We start from the raw sequence: 14,296 nt of genomic DNA, 5'->3' as shown, positions 1-14,296 counted from the left end.
AGACCTCCGGAATGCGATGAACAGGGTTATGCGTGACGCTTCAGTCTGGAATGACGGCCGTCGCCTCGATCTCGACCTTCGCCTCGTCTTCGATCAGCGCGGCAACCTGAACCGCGCTCATCGCGATGTCGTAGTCGCCGATCAGTTCGCGAAACGCGCGGCCAATTTCTTTCAGCGCGGCAAGATATTCGCGCTTGTCCGTCACGTACCACGTGAGGCGCACGAGATGCTCCGGCCGGCCCCCGGCCTCGGCGAGCACGTCGACCACGTTCTGCAGCGCCTGTTTCGCTTGCGCGGCGAAGTCGCTGGTATGAAACCGCGCTTCCGAATCCCAGCCGATCTGGCCAGCGATGAACACCTGGGTGCCGCGCGCGGCGACGCCGTTGGCATAGCCGCGCGGGGCGGCCCAGCCCGGGGGGAGCAAGGCTTGTTTCATGATTGCGGTTCCTGTTTGGTGTCGGCGACGTCGGGTGCAAAGCGAGCAAGCGCCGCGCGGATGTCATCCGGAATGTCGATCGATGCGCCCGTGTCGAGCGATGTCGTGACGAGCACCTGCTGCGTACTGAAACGCGTTGCACCGCCAGCGTGCCCCGTGACGTCGATGGTGACCGAGCGGCGCCCCAGGCGCCGCAGTTCGAGCGACAGCGTGATCGTTTCGCCCATCTGGCTCGGCTTCGAGAATGCGCAGTCGAGCTTGACGATCGGCAGGCCCACGCGCCGTGTGCGGATCATCGCACTGTAGTCGATGCCGAGCGACTCGTTGAACCAGTCCTCGACGAGCGCATTGGTCATCACGAGATAGCGCGGAAAGAAGACGATGCCGGCCGGATCGCAATGCGAGAACCGGATGCGCACGGGGCGCTCGAAGTTCATGACGCCTCCTTTGCATACGTCTTCAGCAAGTCGCGTCCGACGATCAGTTGCTGCACTTCCGTCGCGCCCTCATAGATGCGCAGTGCGCGAATCTCGCGATACAACTGCTCCACGACCGAGTTGCTTTGCACTCCGCGCCCGCCCCAGAGTTGCACGGCTGCGTCGATCACCTGCTGCGCGCCTTCGCTCGCGTGCCACTTCGCGAGCGCCGCTTCGCGCGTGACCGGCTTGCCCTGATCGCGCAGCCACGCGGCGCGATAGACGAGGAGCGCGGCGCTGTCGATGGTGAGTGCCATCTGGGCGAGCTTCGCCTGCGTCAATTGAAAGTCCCCGAGGGTCTGGCCGAACATCTTGCGCGAGGCGGCGCGCGCGAGTCCTTCGTCCATCGCGCGGCGAGCGAAGCCGAGCGACGCGGCGGCCACCGAAGTGCGGAAGATGTCGAGCGTGCGCATCGCGAGCTTGAATCCCTCGCCGCGGTTGCCGAGCAGCGCCGAGCGCGGCACGCGTGCGCCGTCGAAGCGCAGGCGGGCGAGCGGATGCGGCGCGATGACATCGATCCGTTCCGCGATCGTGAGCCCCGGCGTGTCCGCATCGACGATGAACGCGCTGATGCCGCGTGCGCCGGGTGCCTCGCCGGTTCGTGCGAACACGACGTAGAAGTCCGCGATGCCGCCATTCGAGATCCACGTCTTGTCGCCGTCCAGAACGAACGAGCCGTCGTCGGCGCGGGCGGTGACGGCAAGGGCGGCAACATCCGACCCGGCGTCGGGCTCCGACAGCGCAAACGCCGCAAGCGCTTCACCGGCGGCCACCCGCGGCAGATAGCGCTCCTTTTGCGCGTCGCTGCCGGCGAGCGTGATCGCCCCGGAACCGAGACCCTGCATGGCCAGCGCGAAATCGGCGAGGCCGCTTTGGCGCGCGAGCACTTCACGCAGCACGCAGACGGCACGTGTATCGATGGTGTCGCCGTGGCCGCCGTATGCGGTGCCGCCCACGCCGTAACGCAACCAGCCTGCGGCGCCGAGTTCGCGTACGAGGTGGCGGCAGGTCGCGTCGACGTCATCGTGTGCGACCTGTCCGAGATGCGCCGCCGCCCACGCGGTGATGCTCCGGCCCAGATCGCGATGGCGTTCCTCGAAGAACGGCCAGTCGAGTGCCTCGTTGAATGCGTCGGCCACGTCAGTCTCCCTCGAAAACCGGCCGCGCCTTCGCGGCGAACGCGCGATACGCGCGTCCGAAATCCTGCGTCGCCATGCAGATTGCCTGCGCCTGCGCCTCGGATTCGATCGCTTCATCGATGCCCATGTTCCATTCCTGGTGCAGCATCTTCTTCGTGATGCCGTGCGCGAATGTCGGGCCAGAGGCAAGTTCGGCGGCGAGGGTCTGCGCATCCTTCACGACTTCATCCGGCTCGCAGAGCCGGTTGTAGAAGCCCCACGCGTGTGCTTCCTCGCCGCTCGCGGAGCGGCCCGTGAAGAGCAGGTCGGCGGCACGTCCCTGGCCGATGATGCGCGGCAGCAGCGCGCAGGCGCCCATGTCGCAGCCGGCGAGGCCTACGCGCGTGAACAGGAAGGCGAGCTTGCTGCGGGCTGTGCCGAACCGCAGGTCGGAGGCCATGGCCATGATCGCGCCGGCACCGGCGCACACGCCGTCCACAGCGGCGATCACCGGCTGCGGGCAATGGCGCATCGCCTTCACGAGATCACCCGTCATTCGCGTGAACATGAGCAACTCGGGCATCGGCAGGTCGACGAGCGGGGCGATGATGTCGTGCACGTCGCCGCCCGAGCAGAAGTTGCCGCCTGCGCCGTGAATCACGACGGACTTGACGTCGGTCGAATAGGCGAGTTGCCTGAAGAGGTCGCGCAACTCCGCATAGGATTCGAAGGTGAGCGGGTTCTTGCGCTCGGGGCGGTTCAGCGTGATCGTGCCGACCTTGCCTTCGACCGACCATCCGAAGTGTTCGGCGCGATAGGGCGCAAGCGTCGTCCGGTTGCCGGAAAAAAGCGCGGCGGCGGTGGTTTCGTTCATCGAGTGTCTCCTGTTGTTCCGTGCGGCGCGTCGCTTGCGTTACGGCTTGACGATCTCGCGCAGGTGCTGCTTGAGCCGCCCGAGCTTCTGGTGCATGCGCGCCTTGTCGGCGAGCGGCAGGCCGCCGAGCAGTTCAACGACCCATTGTTCATGGGCGCGCGCCATGCGGTCGAAGAGACGCCGGCCACTCGGCGTGAGCCGCACCGTGAACGCGCGGCGGTCGGCGGGATCGGCATCGCGCACGACGAGTCCTTCTTTTTCCAGCTGGTCGGTCAGGCCCGTCACATTGCCGCCCGTCACCATCAGGCGTCGCGAAAGCTCGCTCATCTTCAGGCCTTCCGGCTGGCGTTCGAGTTGCGCCATCAGGTCGAAACGCGGCAGCGTGGTGTTGAATTCGTTGCGCAGTCGCTTGCGCAATTCCGTCTGCACGAGATTGGTCGTCGTCAGGAGCCGCAGCCACAGACGCAGTCCCATGTGGCTGTCGACACCGGTGCTCATCTCCAGATCGACGACGTTGTCGGCGAGCGCGGCGTCACGCTTCGCGTTGCTCCTGACGGTACGCGTGTCGGCTTTGGTCACATTACTTCTCCACCTGAAATCGATATGGCCTGGCCCGTGAGGGCATCGGAGCCCGGCGAGCACAGCCACAGGACCGAATGGGCGACTTCGCCGGGTGTGACGAAACGGCGCTGCGGATTGCTGCGAAGCAATGCGTCGCGCGCCTCGTCTTCGCTGCGCGAGGTCTGCGCGACGATCCTTCCGACCGATTGCCTCAGCAGTTCCGTCTCCGTGTAGCCTGGACAGACTGCATTCACCGTGACGCCGCGGGTCGCGACTTCGAGCGCGAGCGATCTCGTCATGCCGATCACGCCATGCTTGGCCGCGCAATACGCGGCGACATACGCGTAGCCGATCTGCCCCGCGGTGCTCGCGACGTTGACGATGCGGCCGCTTCCCCGTTCGAGCATCGCGGGAAGTGCGGCCTGCGTGCAGAGAAAGACGCCGGTCAGGTTGACATCGAGCATGCGTTGCCACAGCGCGAGATCGGTCTTTGCGAACGGCGATGCTTCGGCCTGTCCCGCGTTGTTGACGAGGATATCGACGGCACCGAACGCAGCGGCTGCCGCCGAAAACGCGGACGCGACCGAATCGGGCTGCGTGACATCGACGGCCTGAACCTGCACGTCGCCTTCATGGTCGAGCTTGTCGCGCTGATAGTCGAGACGGCCCGCATCGCGGCCCATCAGCGTGACCCGCGCGCCGGCCGCGACGAGCGCCTGCGCGATCGCAGCGCCAATACCGCTGCCACCGCCCGTCACGACCGCATGGCGGTTCGCGAGCAAAGAGTCATTCATGGCGCGTCCTTTGCGCGCTGCGCGCGATCGCGATCGTAGTTGCGTTCGAGTTGCGCCTTCGCCGCGCGATACTGCTTCGGCCATTCGATATCGAAGTAGCCGATCCGCGCTGCCTCGTTGAGCGTCCACGCGGGATTCGCTAGATGCGGCCGTGCGATTGCGCACAGGTCGGCGCGGCCCGCGGCGATGATGCTGTTCACGTGATCCGCCTCGGAGATCGCACCGACGGCGATCGTCGCGATGCCGGCCTCGTTGCGCACGCGGTCCGAGAAGGGCGTCTGGAACATGCGGCCGTAGACGGGCTTCTCGTCCTTGCTGACCTGTCCCGACGACACATCGATCAGGTCCGCGCCCGCCGTCTTGAATGCGCGTGCGATCTCCACGGCATCGTCGGGCGTCATGCCACCGTCGACCCAGTCATGGGCTGAAATGCGCACGGACATCGGCTTGTCCGCGGGCCAGACGGCGCGCATCGCGCTGAAGACTTCCAGCGGATAACGCAGGCGATTCGCGAGCGAGCCGCCATATTCGTCGCTGCGATGATTGGTGAGCGGCGACAGGAAGCCGGAAAGCAGATAGCCGTGTGCGCAATGAAGTTCGAGCCAGTCGAAACCGGCTTCGGCCGCGAGTTCGGTCGAGCGCACGAACTGCGCTTCGATCTCGCGCAGGTCTTCGACGCTCGCCTCGCGCGACCAGTGGCTGACGCCGCGCAGATACTGCTGCGGCGATGCCGAAACGGTCGGCCAGTTGCCCTCGTGAAGCGGCTGGTCGATGCCTTCCCACGCCACTCTGGTCGATGCCTTCCCGCCGGCATGCCCGAGCTGGATGCCGAGCTTCGCATCGGATTCGCGATGCACGAAATCGACGATACGCCGCCACGCATCGCGCTGCGCTTCGTTGTAGAGACCGGGGCAGCCCGGCGTGATGCGTGCTTCGGGCGATACGCAGGTCATCTCCGTCATGACGAGCGCGGCGCCGCCCATTGCGCGGGCGCCGAGATGCATCAGGTGATAGTCGCCTGCAATACCATCGACGGCGGAGTACTGCGCCATCGGCGAGACGACGATGCGGTTCTTCAGGGTCACGCTGCGCAGCGTGAAGGGCGTGAACATCGGCGGGACAGGGCCTTTCGACTGATCCGTCGCGTCCAGGCCCGAGCGTTGTGCGATCCAGTTCTCGAATTCCGCCAGATACGCTGCGTCGCGTTCGCGCAGGTTCTCGTGCGAGATTCGCTGCGAACGCGTCAGCAGCGAATACGCAAACTGTTCCGGCTCGAACGAGGCATAGCGTTGCACGTTCTCGAACCACTCCGTCGAATTGCGCGCCGCATTCTGGATGCGCAGCACGTCGACGCTGCGCACATTGGTGTAGTGACTCAGCGCGCCTTCGAGATCGCGTGGATGCGCCGCGATGCTGTTCGCCAGTTCGATCGCGTCTTCGAGCGCCAGCTTGGTGCCCGAACCGATGGAAAAGTGCGCCGTGTGCGCCGCGTCGCCCATCAGCACGACCGGTGTCGTCCGGCCGTCAGCGCGCGGCCGGTAGTGGACCCAGTTCTCGTTGACTACGCGCGGAAAACGGATCCATTGCGCGGAGCCGCGCAAGTGCTCGGCGTTCGACTTGAGCGCGTGGCCGTCGAGATAGCGGGCGAAGAGCCGTTCGCAGAACGCGATGCCGTCCTCCTTGCTCATCTCGTCGAGTCCGGCGGCGCGCCAGACGCGCTCGGGCGTCTCCACGATGAAGGTCGACGTGTGATCGTCAAAGCGATACGCATGCGCCTGGAACCAGCCCCATTCGGTCTTCTCGAACGCGAACGTGAAGGCGTCGAAAAGCTTGTCGGTGCCGAGCCACACGAAGCGGCAATCGCGCATGTCGATATCGGGCTTGTAGGTAGCCGCGTACTTCTTGCGCACTACGCTGTTGGCGCCGTCGCACGCGACGATCAGGTCGGCGTCGTACGCCGTGTCGTCCGTGACCTGTGTCTCGAAGACGAGCTTTACGCCGAGTTCCTCGGCACGCGCCTGGAGGATGTTGAGAAGCCGCTTCCTGCCGATGCCGCAAAAGCCATGGCCCGACGAACGCTGCGTGCGTCCGCCGAAATGAATCTCGATGTCGTCCCAGTGGTTGAACGCATCGAGGATCGCATTCGCACTCGGGGCGTCGGCGCCCTGCAGGTTGCCGAGCGTCTGGTCGGAGAACACGACGCCCCAGCCGAATGTGTCGTACGGACGATTGCGCTCGACCACCGTCACCTCGTGTTCGGGATTCTGCTTCTTCATCAACAGGCCGAAGTACAGACCGGCCGGACCGCCTCCGATGCAAACGATGCGCATGCCTGCTCCTTTCCGGGGAAACTGCTTTAATTTAAGCATATATATTTTAGGCGTCAAGTAAATTGAGTTCGATGACGCCGGCTCGCCGGTTGCCGTATCGTTCGCGTCGCCAAGCGCCGCGGGCTCCAACCGGCATCTCATCTGACGAAAAGATCACCTTCGACTTCGAAGTGGTTCGCTACATTCAAGGCGCATCGCCAGGTCCGTCGTGGAATCCTGCATTCGACGCGGGCGTGTTCTATAACTTCAGCAAGAACTGGTGCGCCACCGCCGACGCGCGATCGCTGCGTATTACGGCTGATCTGTGCGTTTTCGCATGCCAGGCGCGCATAACGAGGAGCGAGACATGCTGGTCACTCGATACCTGGCGAACGACCTGTTCGCTGGCAAGACCGTCTTCGTCACAGGTGGCAGCAGCGGCATCAATCTCGGTGTGGCGAAGAATTTCGCAGCCCTGGGCGCCAGCGTGGGCATCTGCGGGCGTACTCAGGAAAAGCTGGACAGCGCAGCAACGGAACTGCGCGCACTCGGCGCCACGGTCTGCGCCGTTGTCGCCGACGTGCGTGACTTCGGCGCGCTGGAGGTGGCCTTTGCCAAAAGCCGGGCGGAACTGGGTCCCGTGGACGTGCTGGTCTGCGGCGCGGCCGGCAATTTCCTGGTCCCGGCGGAGAAGCTTTCGCCCAACGGCTTCAAGACCGTCATCGACATCGACCTGCTCGGAGCTTTCAACGCCTCGCGCGCGGCCTTCGAGCAACTGAAGGAGACGCACGGCGCCATCATCTACATCTCCGCCGGGATGGCCTATATGCCGTATGCCTTCCAGGTGCACGTGGGCGCGGCCAAGGCGGGCATCGACATGCTGATGAGGAATCTGGCGCTGGAGTGGGGGCGCTATGGCATTCGCACGAATAGCATCGTCCCGGGGCCGATCGAAGGGACAGAAGGGATGAAGCGGTTGTGGAGTCCGGAGCGGCAGGAAGAGTTCATCGACGCCATTCCGCTGCGGCGCATGGGCACGGTGGACGATATCGGGCAGAGCGCGGTCTTTCTCGCCTCGCCACTGGCCTCCTACATTTCCGGCTGCGTTTTGGTTTGCGATGGCGGCCAGAACCTGTCCGGCTCGGCGCTTTTCAATATTGGGGCCGAACAGATGCTGCGCGCCCATGAAGGATGAATCGATGTTGAACTTCGAATCGCGCGGAGCCGGCCTCAACCGCAGCCCGTCTCGTCATTCCACCTTGTCCGCGTAGTCCCCGCCAAACCGCGCGATATACGTACTTAGTCCACGCCCCGCGACCGCGAGGCGCTTCATTGCTTCGACATGCTCCCGTCCGGGCACGCGATGGTCGTAGAGATACGTCGCGCCATTTGCGAATTGCACGCGAATTCCGTTGCGCAAAATCTCATATGCCCGCACGCCCGAATTCCCCGCGAGATTCCGGTAAGCCCGCATCAGCGTCCCTTTGCTCGTAGAAGGCAGGCGAACGATCGTACGCTCATGAAAATGCAACTTCGCGAGCATCCCGTATACTTCGGCGCTCGCGAAATATTTTCGATCCGGCTAAAGTTCGCGCGGATCGTGCCGAAATAGTATTTATGGAACACGACCACGATCCCTTCTTCGAATCCGACGACCCGCATTTTCAGCGGGCCCGGGCGTTGAGCATGAGTATCGGTGCAATCCGCAAGGCGCAAGGAAAGCCGAGTCCGAACGACTTTACGGTCGGTACGGTCGAATGGCACGTCGCCGTCGAGGATTTCGCCAATGACGTGCTAGCCGCGCTCATGGACGACACGGATTTCGCCAGCCTGCAGTTCGGCCACGCCGGCTCGGGCAAATAAGCCGCAGGCGTTGCGCGCCCGGACCGCCGGCCATCGAGGGCCCCGGCGGACGACCCGCAGCGCTTCAAAGCTTCACGCCACCAGCTTCGGGCGCATCGACGCCCGCAGGCGGAGTCGCTCCCGTGTCGCTCACATCCGTCGACCAGTACGGCTCGCGCCCGTAATGCTGGTGCACGGTGCTCGCCCACTGCTTCTCTGCCATCGACGGCCACGCGTCCTTGTCGAATCCCGGCGAGTTCCGTACCTGTTCCGAGGTCGCGGCGAGGCGGAAACACTTCTTGTCGGTATCGAGCGTCAGGGCGCTCCACGGAATTGCGAGCAGTTTGTCGCCGATGCCGAGAAAGCCGCCGCTCGACATCACCGCATAGGCAATGCGCCCTTGCCGCACGTCGAGCATGATTTCCTTGATTGAGCCGACATCGTCGCCGTCGCTGCTGATGACCGTGTTGCCGTCGATCGTGCTGGCCGCCATGACGTCGGGACCGGGACCAGCGGCAGTCGCGGCGCCCTTGCCGACGATCGCGGCACCGCCTGATGCAGAAGAGGTTGGGATGCTCATGCTTGCTCCTTGAGATGTCGACGGCTCGACTGGCCGTCTGCATCGAATTTAGCAATGAGCGTTCCCATTCGGAATGGCGCGAGCCGGTCCGCTGATGGACGGTCACCTTGTTTGATCCCCGGTGAGTGGAAACGATGGTGTCGCGCCTCGCACTTCGCCCGCGCGATCAATCCGGCACCGGACGACTGGGCGATGCCCGGGATTTGCGACGAAGCGCGTTCGCTGCTGGCAGTCGAGACACCGGCCGCCTCTCGCTGATCGCGCCACCGGGCCGTTTTTGCTAAGCTCGCCGTTCATCCCCCATGCGCGCGGCATGCGCGTCTCCATGTTCGATTTCGAAGAACTGCTGTCCATCGCGTATAAAAAGGAGCGCGCGCAGAGCCGACGCTTGTCGAAGGGCGCGTCGATTTCCGCTCGCGATGCGCTCGTGAGGACGCTCGAAAAGGCGGCCGGCGGGCAGTCGCTCGGTGAACTCGTGCACGCGCAACCCGCCGCGACTGCGTGCGCATTTTCACGACCATCATCACGAGCAGGGCGCCTGGCTCGCCTGGTTCGACGGCTCGGCGATGCCGAACCCGGGACGCATCGCAATCGGCGGTTTGTTGAGGAGCCCGCGCGGCGAGACGCTCGAAATCAGCGCGGCAGCGGGTCACGGCGACAGCAGCAAGGCCGAGTATCTCGCGCTGATTTCAGTGCTCGAAGCTGCGCTCGATCGTCGCGCGGAGAAACTCGTGGTCTATGGCGACAGTCGCGTCGTCATAGACGACGTGAAGAGCCTCGCGGGCGCGGCCGTGCTCGCGCCCCATGCGGCGCTCGCGCGGCGGCTGATCGGGGAACTCGGCGACGTCCATCTGCACTGGATTCCGCGCGTCCGGAACTCGAACGCCGACGCGCTCTCGCGCCGGCCATTCCTGCCCGACGCACCCTGAGCCGAAGTCACGGCAGATCGCGAACGTCCGCGACGGGCGTTTCGCCGAATGCGTCGCTCAACGCGTAATCGACCAGCTTCTGCGCCGACTGCGCGGGGCTCGCGAGCAGGCCGTCGCGCTTGAGCGAGTCGAATTTTTCGCGCAAGGGAAAGCGTTCGAGCCCGGTCGCGCGAATCTCGCCCTGCATGTCCGTATCGACGACACCCGGCGCGACGCTCGCGATCCGCAGCGCGCGGCTGGCGTCCAGCGCGACGGCGCGCGCGTGATGATCGAGCGCGGCCTTCGTCGCGCAGTAGATGCTCCAGCCGGGATATGCAACGCGTGCCGCGCCGCTCGACACATGCACGATGCGGCGCTCCTTTGCCTCGCTGCTCGCGTTAGCCAGTGCCGCGGAGAACATCAGCGGCGTCGCGACATTCAGGCTCACGGCGCGCGCGATGGAACCGGCGTCCTGTTGTTCGAGTGCGCCGACCGGCTGCAGCATGCCCGCGTTGTTGACGAGCAGCAGCGTGCCGGCGCCGGACGAAAAGCGTTGCAGCGCGTCGCTCGCGAGCCACCGTTCTACGCTGGCGAGATCCGCGAGATCGAGTTCCACTTCTTCGAGCTGGTTCGGGAAACGCGCGGCGAGGGCGGCGTTGCGGCGCCGCGCGAGCGCGAGCACGGCAATGCCGCGGCCCAGCAGTGCTTCGGCGATAGCCTCGCCGAGTCCGCGCGAATGGCCGGTGACGATCGCTTTGGTGAGGAGGACGGACATGTCGGTAGTCGCAGTGATGGAAATCACGTGATCTTACCGGTCATGCCCGAAACCCTCACGCCGCCGCGAGCGACCTTTCGAGCGCGGCGACGCCGGCCGGCAGATCGACATCGACGCCGAGATCGTGCATCGTGCGCCCGAGCGCGTGCACGGTGCGAAAGAGGTGATGCTCGCGGCATTGCTCTCCCATCTGCCCGATCCGCACGATCGGCGCACCGAACGATCCGGCGATCTCGACATGATGATGCCGCGAGATGTGCGCGCAGACATCGGCGCCGGAAAGGCCCTCGGGCAGCTGGATGCCGACGACCGAATTCAGGCGGCTTTCGCGCGCGACATAGAGTTCGAGCGACATTGCTTCGATACCGGCCTGCAGCGCGTTCGAGCACTTCAGGTGGCGCGCGAAACGCCGCTCGAGCGTTTCCGCGCACACGAGCCTCAACGCCTCGTGCAGCGCGAGCACGCCGGAGACGGGCGCGGTGTAGTGATACGACGCGTTGTGCCAGAAGTTCTCGGCGAGCGACGCGTCGAGGCACCAGTGCGCGGGCGCGGCGGGGCGCGACTTGATGCGCTGCCAGGCGGCGTCGGAAAACGCGAGCAGCGAGACGCCCGGGATCGACGAGAGCCCTTTCTGCCCGCCGGTGATGACTGCGTCGATACCCCATTCGTCCATCGGCAGGGGCATCGTGGAGAGCGTGCAGACCGCATCGACGACGACGAGCGCGCCCGCGTCGCGCGCGGCCGCCGCGATCGACGCGAGATTGCGGTTCCAAACCGTATTGGACGTTTCGCCCTGCACGATCGTCACGATCTCAGGCCGGAAGCGCGCGATGGCTTCGGCGACCTCGCCGGCCTCGGCGGCACGACCGTTCGGAATCACAAGCATTTCGACATCGGCCCCGACGCGCCGCGCCATCTCCGCCATCCGCTCGCTGAAAAAGCCGTTGCATACGCAGAGCACGCGCGTGCCCGTCCACGCGAGGTTGGTCACCGCCATTTCCATCGCGGCCGAGCCCGGGCCGGCGACACCCATCACCCATTTCGACTGCGTCTGGAACACGTAGCGGGCCATCGCCTTCACCTGGCCGATGACGGTCGCCATCGTCGAGCCAAGGTGATTGATCACGACGCCGTTCGCCTTCGCGACCGCATCGGGAATCGGGACGGGGCCCGCGCCCATCATCAGGAGCGGCTCTTCTGGAAGGATTGAGGAGAGCGGCACGACCGCGGGGCACGCGATTTTCTTGGAATCGTGCGGCAAGTCGAGCGAGACGGAATCGTTTTTCATGGTTTTGGGCGGGTGAGCGGGCGAAACGGCCAATCACCCGATTATTCAGTGCATGAGCGTAGCGGGGAATGAACAGTCAGAGGATTTTTTGGGGGAAATTGTGTTTTCGGCCGCGCGTTCACTTACTGCCCGACAAGAGCCGGATGACGCGCGCACGCAACATCAAACCCACTTTTTCTGCGCGAACGTAACGAATTCAGCGATATCGACACGTTTTCGAAAGCGGATGTTCATTTGCAAAATGAAAATCACTATCATTCATGAAGCTGCGATTCAGGAGTCAGTAGTAATTCGACTAACGATTGGAGAAAAAAGCATGCGCATTCGACCCAAGGTCCGTCATCGCCACGTCATCTGCGGCGCAGCGCTCGCGCTCGCCGGCAGCGCCGCATCGGCGCAAAGCTCCGTCACGCTGTACGGCGAACTCGACGCCGGGCTCGCCTACGTGAACAACGTCGCGGATCATGCGCAGTACCGCCTCACGTCCGGCCTGATCGACGGCAGCTACTGGGGCCTGCAGGGTACCGAAGACCTCGGCGGCGGCGCTAAGGCGATCTTCCGGCTGGAGCGCGGATATTCGGTCGCGACGGGCGAAGGTTTCAACGATCACCCGTATTACGTCGGCCTCGGCACCGACACGCTCGGCACCCTGACCCTCGGTCACCAGTACGATTCGATCCACGACTATTTCGCGCCGTTCACGCTGACGGGCGGCACGGGCGGCACGGCCTTCGCGCACATCTTCGACAACGACAACGCCAACAACTCCTTCCTCGCTGCCAACTCGGTGAAGTACACGAGCGAAAACTACGGCGGCTTCAGCTTCGGCGGCATGTACGCGTTCTCGAACGCGGCAGGGCAGTTCGCGAACAATCGTGCTTATAGCGTCGGCGCAAACTACTCGCTCGGGCCGTTCAACGTGGGCGCGGCATACCTGCACAACAACGGTCGCGGCAACACGACGACGGGCGCCTACGATTCGCTGACCTTGCCAGGCGCCGACGGCACGGTCATCGCCGCAAACGTTCAACGGCAAAATACGTTCGGTGTCGGCGCGAGCTACGTCATCGGCGACTTCACGGTGGCCGGCGCATTCTCGCGCGCGATTAACTCCGGCGTCACCAACGCGGATACGGGCGAAGCGGTCGGCTCCATCGCGCTCAGCAACTACGAAATCAACGGCATCTACCAGCTGACGCCGGCGCTCGCGCTCGCGGGCAATTACGTCTACACGAATGGCGGCGGCGCGCACTGGCACCAGGGCGCGATCCAGGCGGACTACTCGCTGTCGAAGCGCACGGACGTCTATCTGGAGTCGCTGTATCAGCGGGCGTCGTCGGGGGCGCCGGCGGTGATCAACACCAACGATCCGGCGAGTGGCCGCAATCAGCTGATGATCGCGACGGGCATCCGGCATCGGTTCTGAGCGCCGGGTCCTGACTGTTTTCGGCCTGCACCGGGCACGAATCTGCTAGCGTGACGGTTTGTCCGTCACACCGGAAGGTGATTGGAATGTCGCTGCAGACTTTCTGGCTTTTCGTGCCCGCGTGCTTCGCGATCAACATGGCCTTCGGGCCAAACAACGTATTGTCGCTGTCCAATGGCGCGCGCGACGGCGTTCGACTCTCGGTGCTCGCCGCGTTCGGACGGCTGGTCGCGTTCGCGATCATGATCGCGATTGCCGGACTCGGGCTGGGCGCGCTGCTGATGGCGTCGCAGACACTCTTCACGCTGATCAAGTTCGCCGGCGCCGCTTATCTCGTCTGGATCGGCGTAAAGCTGATCCGCTCCGGACCGGCGCTGGTCGCCGAACGTCGCGACGACGCGCCGCATGGTCCCGCACGGCTTGGCAAGCTTGCGAAGCAGGAGTTTCTGGTCGCGGCCGGCAATCCGAAGGCGATTCTGGTTTTTACGGCATTCTTTCCGCAATTCGTCGACCGCACAGCCTATGCGACGAGCTTCGCCGTGCTCGGTGCGATTTTCCTCGTGCTCGAATTGGTTGCGATTGCGATCTATGCGGCACTCGGCGCGCGTCTCGGATCGGTGGCGAACGGCGCGCGCGGCTTCAAATGGTTCAATCGCGTGAGCGGCACGCTGATGATCGGGTTCGGCGTCATGCTCGCGTTCGTGCGGCGTCCCGTTAGCTGATCGGATTGCATCAGTACCGCTTTGCGGCGCGGCTTGAACGACCGCATCCGGGAAAACGCGAAGTTTTGATTGCGTCGGCTGCTGCTTTTCAGCTATAATTTAACTCTTCAGACGCGGGGTGGAGCAGTCTGGCAGCTCGTCGGGCTCATAACCCGAAGGTCGTAGGTTCAAATCCTACCCCCGCAAC

16 protein-coding genes and 1 tRNA gene are annotated in these 14,296 nt (G+C 64.4%); 6 read left to right on the top strand and 11 right to left on the bottom strand.

Going from position 1 to position 14,296, the window contains the following annotated elements; translation table 11 throughout:
- Positions 1 to 40: 40 nt before the first annotated feature.
- From AWB81_RS25235 to AWB81_RS25205, 7 genes are read right to left on the bottom strand one after another with little or no spacing between them, the layout of a single operon-like run.
- Entirely contained in the window at positions 41 to 436 is a 396-nt protein-coding gene (locus tag AWB81_RS25235) for a RidA family protein (protein ID WP_062639276.1), read from the bottom strand.
- A complete protein-coding gene (locus tag AWB81_RS25230) occupies positions 433 to 873 on the bottom strand; it encodes an acyl-CoA thioesterase (protein ID WP_062639275.1) in 441 nt (146 codons plus the stop codon). The genes AWB81_RS25235 and AWB81_RS25230 overlap by 4 nt, the downstream gene beginning before the upstream one ends.
- Positions 870 to 2,051, bottom strand: a complete 1,182-nt coding sequence (locus AWB81_RS25225) for an acyl-CoA dehydrogenase family protein (RefSeq protein WP_062639274.1) — start codon at positions 2,049 to 2,051, stop codon at positions 870 to 872. Before AWB81_RS25225 ends, AWB81_RS25230 begins: the two co-directional genes overlap by 4 nt.
- Before the next feature lies 1 nt (position 2,052).
- The gene (locus tag AWB81_RS25220) at positions 2,053 to 2,904 is read right to left on the bottom strand and encodes an enoyl-CoA hydratase family protein (RefSeq protein WP_062639273.1); all 852 of its coding nucleotides are present in this window, start codon (positions 2,902 to 2,904) and stop codon (positions 2,053 to 2,055) included.
- A gap of 39 nt (positions 2,905 to 2,943) precedes the next feature.
- Positions 2,944 to 3,483: a MarR family winged helix-turn-helix transcriptional regulator gene (locus AWB81_RS25215; RefSeq protein ID WP_062639272.1), complete on the bottom strand. Its 540-nt coding sequence runs from the start codon at positions 3,481 to 3,483 to the stop codon at positions 2,944 to 2,946.
- Complete coding sequence (locus AWB81_RS25210) at positions 3,480 to 4,259, bottom strand: SDR family NAD(P)-dependent oxidoreductase (protein WP_062639271.1); 780 nt, start codon at positions 4,257 to 4,259, stop codon at positions 3,480 to 3,482. Before AWB81_RS25210 ends, AWB81_RS25215 begins: the two co-directional genes overlap by 4 nt.
- Complete coding sequence (locus AWB81_RS25205) at positions 4,256 to 6,589, bottom strand: bifunctional salicylyl-CoA 5-hydroxylase/oxidoreductase (protein WP_062639270.1); 2,334 nt, start codon at positions 6,587 to 6,589, stop codon at positions 4,256 to 4,258. Before AWB81_RS25205 ends, AWB81_RS25210 begins: the two co-directional genes overlap by 4 nt.
- 346 nt (positions 6,590 to 6,935) lie before the next feature.
- On the opposite strand from AWB81_RS25205, the gene AWB81_RS25200 reads away from it, so the two are divergent.
- Positions 6,936 to 7,763: an SDR family oxidoreductase gene (locus AWB81_RS25200; protein ID WP_062639269.1), complete on the top strand. Its 828-nt coding sequence runs from the start codon at positions 6,936 to 6,938 to the stop codon at positions 7,761 to 7,763.
- 54 nt (positions 7,764 to 7,817) lie between these two features.
- Here AWB81_RS25200 and AWB81_RS25195 read toward each other — a convergent pair whose 3' ends face one another.
- Positions 7,818 to 7,970 carry a hypothetical protein gene (locus AWB81_RS25195; RefSeq protein ID WP_327372430.1) on the bottom strand — a complete coding sequence of 51 codons (153 nt, stop codon included), beginning with the start codon at positions 7,968 to 7,970 and terminating at the stop codon, positions 7,818 to 7,820.
- Positions 7,971 to 8,254: 284 nt separating this feature from the next.
- Here AWB81_RS25195 and AWB81_RS25190 point away from each other — a divergent pair, with 284 nt between their 5' ends.
- Entirely contained in the window at positions 8,255 to 8,431 is a 177-nt protein-coding gene (locus tag AWB81_RS25190) for a hypothetical protein (RefSeq protein WP_235025910.1), read from the top strand.
- Between the two features lie 64 nt (positions 8,432 to 8,495).
- Here the strand turns inward: AWB81_RS25190 and AWB81_RS25185 are convergent, their stop codons facing one another.
- Positions 8,496 to 8,990 carry a PRC-barrel domain-containing protein gene (locus AWB81_RS25185; RefSeq protein ID WP_062639267.1) on the bottom strand — a complete coding sequence of 165 codons (495 nt, stop codon included), beginning with the start codon at positions 8,988 to 8,990 and terminating at the stop codon, positions 8,496 to 8,498.
- 467 nt (positions 8,991 to 9,457) lie between these two features.
- On the opposite strand from AWB81_RS25185, the gene AWB81_RS25180 reads away from it, so the two are divergent.
- Positions 9,458 to 9,919 (top strand): ribonuclease HI family protein, encoded by a 462-nt coding sequence (locus AWB81_RS25180; protein WP_235025909.1) that lies wholly within the window; start codon positions 9,458 to 9,460, stop codon positions 9,917 to 9,919.
- A 7-nt stretch (positions 9,920 to 9,926) separates the two neighbouring features.
- Here the strand turns inward: AWB81_RS25180 and AWB81_RS25175 are convergent, their stop codons facing one another.
- Both AWB81_RS25175 and AWB81_RS25170 read right to left on the bottom strand, forming a co-directional pair.
- Positions 9,927 to 10,673, bottom strand: a complete 747-nt coding sequence (locus AWB81_RS25175) for an SDR family oxidoreductase (protein ID WP_062639266.1) — start codon at positions 10,671 to 10,673, stop codon at positions 9,927 to 9,929.
- 55 nt (positions 10,674 to 10,728) lie between these two features.
- A complete protein-coding gene (locus AWB81_RS25170) occupies positions 10,729 to 11,961 on the bottom strand; it encodes a pyridoxal-phosphate-dependent aminotransferase family protein (RefSeq protein ID WP_062639265.1) in 1,233 nt (410 codons plus the stop codon).
- 316 nt (positions 11,962 to 12,277) lie between these two features.
- Here AWB81_RS25170 and AWB81_RS25165 point away from each other — a divergent pair, with 316 nt between their 5' ends.
- The 3 genes from AWB81_RS25165 to AWB81_RS25155 all read left to right on the top strand — a co-directional run bounded on the left by AWB81_RS25165 (position 12,278) and on the right by AWB81_RS25155 (position 14,295).
- A complete protein-coding gene (locus tag AWB81_RS25165; RefSeq protein WP_062639264.1) occupies positions 12,278 to 13,387 on the top strand; it encodes a porin in 1,110 nt (369 codons plus the stop codon).
- Between the two features lie 86 nt (positions 13,388 to 13,473).
- The gene (locus tag AWB81_RS25160; RefSeq protein WP_062639263.1) at positions 13,474 to 14,109 is read left to right on the top strand and encodes a LysE family translocator; all 636 of its coding nucleotides are present in this window, start codon (positions 13,474 to 13,476) and stop codon (positions 14,107 to 14,109) included.
- A 112-nt stretch (positions 14,110 to 14,221) separates the two neighbouring features.
- Positions 14,222 to 14,295: transfer RNA gene (locus AWB81_RS25155), tRNA-Met, on the top strand.
- Position 14,296: the final 1 nt, after the last annotated feature.

Origin of the sequence: Caballeronia arationis (assembly GCF_001544975.2) — a bacterium.
Classification (GTDB): Bacteria; Pseudomonadota; Gammaproteobacteria; order Burkholderiales; family Burkholderiaceae; genus Caballeronia; species Caballeronia arationis.
Note: the sequence above shows the minus strand (reverse complement) of the source record. Positions and strands in the feature narration are given on the sequence as shown.